Origin of the sequence: Streptomyces sp. NPDC046862 (genome assembly GCF_040704615.1) — a bacterium.
In the GTDB taxonomy this organism is placed as follows: Bacteria; Actinomycetota; Actinomycetes; order Streptomycetales; family Streptomycetaceae; genus Streptomyces.
This window is the reverse complement of the sequence record NZ_JBEYXP010000137.1, coordinates 1-1191: the sequence shown is the minus strand read 5'-3', so window position 1 is coordinate 1191 and position 1191 is coordinate 1. Positions and strand designations below refer to the sequence as shown.

Sequence of the window (1191 nt, the reverse complement as noted above, 5' to 3'; positions counted from 1 at the left end):
CTAGTGAGCCGGTTTTGAGTTCTCCCGCCACCACTTGAGTCGTGTTCTGTTTCGGATCGCGGCTTGGGCGGTGACGGGGCTGGTGGTTTGCGGTCTGCTGTGGGGATGGGCGACAGCAGGCTTGCGCCGCTGGTGTTATCCGATACCGAGCGGCGGACGTTGCAGGGATGGGCCCGGCGCCGGACGACTGCGCAGGGCCTGGCGTTACGGGCACGGATCGTGCTGGCCTGCGCGGACGGCGGCAGTAACACCGCGGTGGCTGCGCGGATGGGCATCAACCGGGGCACGGTGACCAAGTGGCGGGCGAGATTCCTGCGCAACAGGCTGGACGGGCTCAGCGACGAGCCACGCCCGGGGGTGCCGCGCACCATCACCGATGCCCAGGTGGAGGAGGTGGTGGTGCGCACGCTGGAAGAGACTCCCCAGGGCGCGACGCACTGGTCGAAGCGGGAGCTGGCCAGGGTCGTGGGGATCTCGCCGGCGAGCGTGCTGCGGATCTGGCACGCCTTCGGGCTGCAGCCATGGCGGACCGAGACCTTCAAAATCTCTCCGGACCCGCTTCTGATCGACAAGATCCGCGATGTCGTCGGCCTCTACCTCGCCCCGCCGGCCAACGCTGCGGTGTTCGCGGTGGACGAGAAGCCGCAGATCCAGGCACTGGAACGGACCGCGCCGGTGCTGCCGATGCTGCCCGGAGTGCCTGAGCGGCGCAGCTTCGACTACATCCGTCACGGCACCGTCGACCTGTTCGCCGCTCTGAACACCGCGACGGGCAAAGTGATTACGAAGCTGTCCGCGCAGCACCGGGCCGTGGACTTCCGCGACTTCCTCGACGAGATCGACCGCCAGACCGAGCCCAGCCTGGCGGTCCACGTGATCTGCGACAACCTCTCCGCCCACAAGGCGCCGGTAGTGCACAGGTGGCTGCTCGCGCATCCTCGCTTCCGCCTGCACTTCACTCCCACGTACTCGTCGTGGATCAACCAGGTCGAGCGATGGTTCGCCGAACTGGAACGGCGCTGCCTGGAGCGGGGAGTGTTCTGCTCCCTCGACGACCTCAAGGCCGCACTTGAGGACTGGATCAAGGTCTGGAACGACCAGGCCAGGCCCTTCAAGTGGGCCAAGACGGCCGACCAGATCCTCGACCGAATCTGCCGTTACTGCTCACGCATCTCCGAACCAGGTCACTAG

General features: G+C 66.8%; 1 protein-coding gene. It reads left to right on the top strand.

All coding sequences use genetic code 11. From position 1 onward, the window contains the following. Positions 1 to 105: 105 nt before the first annotated feature. Complete coding sequence (locus tag AB0959_RS52985) at positions 106 to 1191, top strand: IS630 family transposase (protein WP_366834213.1); 1086 nt, start codon at positions 106 to 108, stop codon at positions 1189 to 1191.

Bases quoted from the DNA above. Each gene is read 5' to 3' on its own strand.
- AB0959_RS52985 (WP_366834213.1), top strand. From the start codon at position 106: ATGGGCGACAGCAGGCTTGCGCCGCTGGTGTTATCCGATACCGAGCGG.